This window comes from Micromonospora sp. ATA51 (assembly GCF_016802855.1).
GTDB classification, from domain to species: domain Bacteria; phylum Actinomycetota; class Actinomycetes; order Mycobacteriales; family Micromonosporaceae; genus Micromonospora; species Micromonospora sicca.
Window position 1 is genome coordinate 1 of the sequence record NZ_JAEVHJ010000422.1, and the last position, 4,743, is coordinate 4,743.

Sequence of the window (4,743 nt, forward strand, 5' to 3'; positions counted from 1 at the left end):
GACCCCGGCCCCGCACGGCCTGCGGGCCGCCGCCGCGCACCCGGCTGATCGGGCTGCCGGTGCAGGTCACCGCCCTGGCGACCGTCCCGGCCGTGGTGTCGGCCGCCGGCCTCGACCTCTTCACCGGGCCGGCCCGACCGGCGCCGCGGTCACCGTCGGCGTCCTGGGGATCGCCACGATCGGGGTACGCCATGCGCTGCGGCACAACCGGCTCGCCGAACGGGCGATGCCGGTGGCCGTCAGCTCACCGCGAGCGGCCGGTCCCCTGCACGTATAGCAGCTCCAGGATCGCCCGGGTCGCCTCGAACCAGCGGTCCAGCCAGCCGGGCGGCGGGACGCTGCCCTTCGGCGGCAGCTCCATCAGCAGGCCGCGCAGCAGCGGGTGGTCCACCAGGGACTCGGTGGGCTCCAGCGGCCAACCGGCCGGCGGGAACGACGGCTCGGTGAGCGGGTTCGGGTCCAGCGACGGCAGGGACAGTGGCGGACCGGCCTGCTCCGGCGGGGCACCGTCCCGACCACCGACCTCGCTGTCGGCGGAGACCACCTCGGTGAGCACGGTGTCCCGGCGGGCGCCGCGGTACTTGCCGCCGAACCGCTCCGGCTTGCCCGGGCCGTTGGTGAGGTTGTCTGAACCGATCGTCGTCATCCGTCTCGCCTGCCTCGCTCGGTTGCCGATCCGTGCGGTGTTGCCGATCCGTGCGGTTCAACGAGGCGGACCGAATGTGGCGACGGGTGACCCGCGCCGCCCCGTCCGGTGGACGGATCCGTGGACACGGGAATGGCCCGCCCGGCGACGCTGCCGGGCGGGGCCACGCTTCCCAAGTCCGGGTCGCCGGGTCAGGCCCGGGCGAACACACCGTCCCTGGCACCCGCGACGAAGGCGTGCCAGTCACCCGGGGCGAAGACCAGGGCGGGACCGGTCTTGTCCTTCGAATCCCGGACGCCGACCGCCCAGGTCACGTACGCGACCTCCACGCAGTTGTCACAGTTCGGCCCGCTCTTCGAGCTCTTGAACCAGGTCGCCTGCGTCAGGTCCACGGGGAACTCCTTGGTCGCCATTTCCACAGTGGCTCCTCTGCCAGTTTTGCGATGTGTGCGATGGATTCCTCCGGGCGTATGGCCGCTGCTCGAATGTGATCGAAGATGAAGCTGTACTTCTGCAGTTCGTCGCTCTTCTCCAGGAAGAGCCCACCCGTGGCGTTCTCCGCGTACACGACATCGGGATCACTCGGCTCGGGGAAGCTGAGGATCGTGAAGGTCCCGTCCATGCCGGCGTGCGCGCCCACCTCGAAGGGCAGGACCTGCAACGTCACGTTCGGCAGTTCGGCCACCTCCACCAGCCGTTTGAGCTGGCCACGCATCACCGCGTCGCCGCCAACCGGCCGGCTCAGCACCGCCTCATCGAGCACCACCCACAGATCGACCGAATCGTCCTGGGTCAACAACGACTGACGGCCCAGACGGACACGCACCCGCTGGTGAACCTGGTCGGCGGTGAAGTCGGGCCGGGCGGCCCGGATCATCGCCCCCGCATACTCCTCGGTCTCCAGCAGGCCCGGCACCACCTGCTGCTCGTACGCCCGGATCGAGCTGGCCGCCGCCTCCAGGCCCACGTACGCCCCGACCAGCACCGTGCTGTACGGATGCCACCAGCCCTTCTGGCGGGCCTCCCGGGCGATCTGCACCAGCTCGTCGCTCTCGGCGCCCACCACCCCGTAGATCCGGAGCATGTCCCGGACGTCGCGGGGGGTGGCGGTGGTGTGGCCGGTCTCGATCCGGGAGATCTTGGAGGCGGAGCACTCGAGCTGCTCGGCGACGGTCTCGATCGTGATGCCGGCGGACTCTCGCTGGCGGCGCAGTTCCGCCCCCAGGCGACGACGCCGGATGGTGGGGCTGCGCCGCTCGCTCACGACGTCGCTCCCCGGGTCGTGGTGCGGGAACCCCGGTCCCTCGCGCTCACCCGGCCACCTCCGGTCGCTCGCGCCCGGCTCGACCCCCGCCGGGGGCGCGACCCGTGGTACGGCGGGCGATCGTTCGCGGCAGGGGTGGTGCCGGTCGTCGACCGGCCGCGACGGGCGAAACCGGCGTCCAGTGTGCCGTCCCGATAGCGAGGTCATCAAGCATGTCGTTCACGTGTCCTGCTCGCGTATCGGCAAAAGTCGACGTGCAACTTGCATGAAGCACGTCACTGATGCACTCTGTCCGTATGGCACGGGTTACTCACCGTCCCCACTCGATCTCCCGACGTGGTGATCCCGCCGGTCGCTGGTCGGTGGGGGGTGAGCCGGCCCGAGCTGCCGTAACGAGACCTGCCCCGGGGTGAAGACCCCGCCGCTGCACGCCCGACGGCTGCGGCGGCGGGAGCGGTAACCGGGAGCAGCCGGGTGATGGTCGGGTGGCGGCGCGCCACCGCGGGTACGGCCCGACCAGCACCGAAAAGCGATCAGCCGGTCCACGAGGCACGACCTGCGTCACCGGGCCCGAACTGTCCCCCGATCAGCGCCCGCCGGCTCGCCCGCCGGCCGACCCTTCCCAGGAGCCCATGTGCTTCCCCGCTCCGGTGACGTACTGCACGTGACTCGCGCGGCGAGTGTCCAGTTCCTTCGACCGATCCTGTTCCGGGTGATCCGGGTGCTCGACTGGCCGACGTACGACGGCTGGCTGTGGCTCGACGGCTACGAGTTGAACGCGGCGGGGGACGCGGTCAACCGGCGGTCGATCTTCGTGCAGTCGGCCGGGCTGCGCCAGCTCCAGGCCGCGCCGGCGCCCCGCCCGCACACCGTACGCACCCGGCGACCGGTCGCCCGGACCCCGGTCGGAGTGGGCTGACACCGCGATTGCCAGGTCGGGGGGCGTGCCGCCGCCATAGAATCGGTATGCCCACCCCGGCGAAGTCTCCACCCCGCGCGTCCCGGACCCTGAACCTGGGATGGCCATGGTCAATCTGCCCGCCGCGCGGCGGCACCACCGGTCCCGTGTCGGTTACGCCTTCGGGCTCTTCGCACTCCTCGGCACCGCCACCGCACTCGCGGTCGCGGTCAACCTCCCCGCCCTCTCCGCCACCCAGCAGCTCAGCGAGCCCGTACCGGCTCCGGAGATCACCGTGGTCGGGGAAGGCACCGCACCGCCCGACGATCCGGTCGAGCCCGGCTGGGCCGGCGGATTCGGTGGTGAATCCCCGGGCGCGCAGCCACCAGCGCCCGCGGACCGGGCCGGGGAGGGCGCGGTGGCCGAGGGGCCGGCCGGCGTACGGACGACCGCGGAGGACCTCAGCCGGTCGCTGTTCTACTCCGGTCTCCTGGGGCTCGCCATCTCGCTGGCCGGGCTCGGCCTGGTCGGCACCAGACGACGGCAGTGGTGAGGGTCAGGGGGTTCCGCTGGCCGAGGGGGCGGGCGTGGGAGTGCCGGCGCCGGTCGTCGGGGCCGCGGCCTCGGCGACCACGACGATGACCTGGTCGCCCTCGGCGATCGCCTCGCCGGCGCCGGGTCGGTCTCGATCACCGTGCCGGCGGGTCGGTCCGACGTCCGGGTCACCACCCGATAGTCCACGCCCAACCGGTCGAGGACCGCCCGGGCGGTCGCCTCCGGCAGCCCCACCAGCGGCGGCATCGGCACCCGGGCCGCGGCCGTGGTGGTGGGCGGGGTGGTCGGCGGCTGGGTGGTCGGCGCCGCCGAGGTCGGCGCGGCGGTGGTCGCCGGGGCCGTGGTCGGCCCCGGCGTGAGCGAGGGGGACGGCTCGGGCCCCCGGTCCGCCGCCCGCAGCGCCAGCCAGACGCCCACCCCGATCAGCGCGATCAGCAACAGCGCGAGGATGCCCAGCAGGATCGGCATCCACCAGCGACGGCCGGCCTGCTCCTCGGTGTACCACTCGGTGCCGGCCTCCTGGTAGCCGACCGGCCTGGGTGGCGGCACCCCGGCCCGCCCGGACCAGGCCACCGGCAGGGGTGCGGTCCGGTCGGCGGGCTGCTGCCGCGCCGTCCGGTCACCGGTCGGCGGCAGCGCCCGGGTGGCATCGGCGTCCGCCCCACCAGGGCCACGGTCCGGCGGCAGCGCCCGGGTGGCGTCGGCGTCGTCCCCGGGTGGTTCCTGGCGGTCGTCGCTCATCGCACGTCCTTTCCCCACCGGGGCGGGCGCCCTGGCCCTCGATCATCCAAGTTAGCGGTCCGGACCGCCATCGGTGGGGATCAGCGCGGCGAGCCGCCGGTCAGGGGGTCGGCGCCGGACTGTCGGGTGTGGTCGACGGCGGGTCGCCGCAGCCGAGGGCGACCGGGTCGTTCCACCGGGCCGACGCGCCGGCGGCCGGATCCTGCGCGGTGACGGTGCCGCGCCGACCGGTGCGGTAACGCGGGTAGAGGCCCGCCTCGACCAGGTCGTCCGCGGCGGCGGCGCAGTCGTCGCCGACCAGATCCGGTACGGCCACGGCCGGCGCCGGGCCGGCCACCCAGAGGGTGACGGTGACTCCCCGGCGAACCGGCGTACCGGGCTCGGGCGAGGTGCGCTCGACGTTGCGGCCGGTGCCCGTGCCGAAGACCAGCCGCCAGCCGAGCTTCCGCTCGTGCAACTGCCGGCGGGCGTCGGTGAAGTCGACCCCGACCAACTCGGGCACGGTCAGCCCGCCGGCCGGCGTGGTCCGCGCGGTCGTCCGGGTCACCGGGGGCGTGCTGTGCGGCCCGTCCGTGGTCGGCGTCTGGGCGGGCGCGGTGGTCACCGCCGCCGCCGGCGGGCCGGCGGGACCGGGGTCGC

General features: G+C 73.9%; 7 protein-coding genes and 1 pseudogene. 2 read left to right on the forward strand and 6 right to left on the reverse strand.

Annotation, left to right across the window (positions count from 1 at the left end):
* From JNW87_RS34920 to JNW87_RS34935, 4 genes are all read right to left on the reverse strand, one after another.
* Positions 1-193: hypothetical protein (locus JNW87_RS34920; protein ID WP_238455162.1), on the reverse strand; the 193-nt coding region annotated here is incomplete at its 3' end.
* Positions 194-244: 51 nt separating this feature from the next.
* Entirely contained in the window at positions 245-646 is a 402-nt protein-coding gene (locus tag JNW87_RS34925) for a hypothetical protein (RefSeq protein WP_109802033.1), read from the reverse strand.
* Between the two features lie 191 nt (positions 647-837).
* Positions 838-1,059, reverse strand: coding sequence for a DUF397 domain-containing protein (locus JNW87_RS34930; RefSeq protein WP_109802032.1), 222 nt, complete (start codon positions 1,057-1,059; stop codon positions 838-840).
* A complete protein-coding gene (locus tag JNW87_RS34935) occupies positions 1,029-1,910 on the reverse strand; it encodes a helix-turn-helix transcriptional regulator (protein WP_109802031.1) in 882 nt (293 codons plus the stop codon). The genes JNW87_RS34930 and JNW87_RS34935 overlap by 31 nt, the downstream gene beginning before the upstream one ends.
* 634 nt (positions 1,911-2,544) lie before the next feature.
* Between JNW87_RS34935 and JNW87_RS34940 the strand changes: the two genes are divergently transcribed.
* Positions 2,545-2,829, forward strand: coding sequence for a hypothetical protein (locus tag JNW87_RS34940; protein ID WP_109802030.1), 285 nt, complete (start codon positions 2,545-2,547; stop codon positions 2,827-2,829).
* Between the two features lie 100 nt (positions 2,830-2,929).
* Positions 2,930-3,361, forward strand: a complete 432-nt coding sequence (locus tag JNW87_RS34945; protein ID WP_238455163.1) for a hypothetical protein — start codon at positions 2,930-2,932, stop codon at positions 3,359-3,361.
* A 3-nt stretch (positions 3,362-3,364) separates the two neighbouring features.
* Here the strand turns inward: JNW87_RS34945 and JNW87_RS34950 are convergent.
* Positions 3,365-4,104 (reverse strand): annotated as a pseudogene (locus JNW87_RS34950) (PASTA domain-containing protein).
* A 100-nt stretch (positions 4,105-4,204) separates the two neighbouring features.
* Positions 4,205-4,743, reverse strand: a 539-nt coding sequence (locus JNW87_RS34955) for a PASTA domain-containing protein (RefSeq protein ID WP_238455165.1), incomplete at its 5' end; no start/stop codon positions are given.

Excerpts from the sequence above, each read along its gene's own strand:
- JNW87_RS34925 (WP_109802033.1), bottom strand. The coding sequence starts at position 646 with ATGACGACGATCGGTTCAGACAACCTCACCAACGGCCCGGGCAAGCCG.
- JNW87_RS34930 (WP_109802032.1), bottom strand. The coding sequence starts at position 1,059 with ATGGCGACCAAGGAGTTCCCCGTGGACCTGACGCAGGCGACCTGGTTC.
- JNW87_RS34945 (WP_238455163.1), top strand. The coding sequence starts at position 2,930 with ATGGCCATGGTCAATCTGCCCGCCGCGCGGCGGCACCACCGGTCCCGT.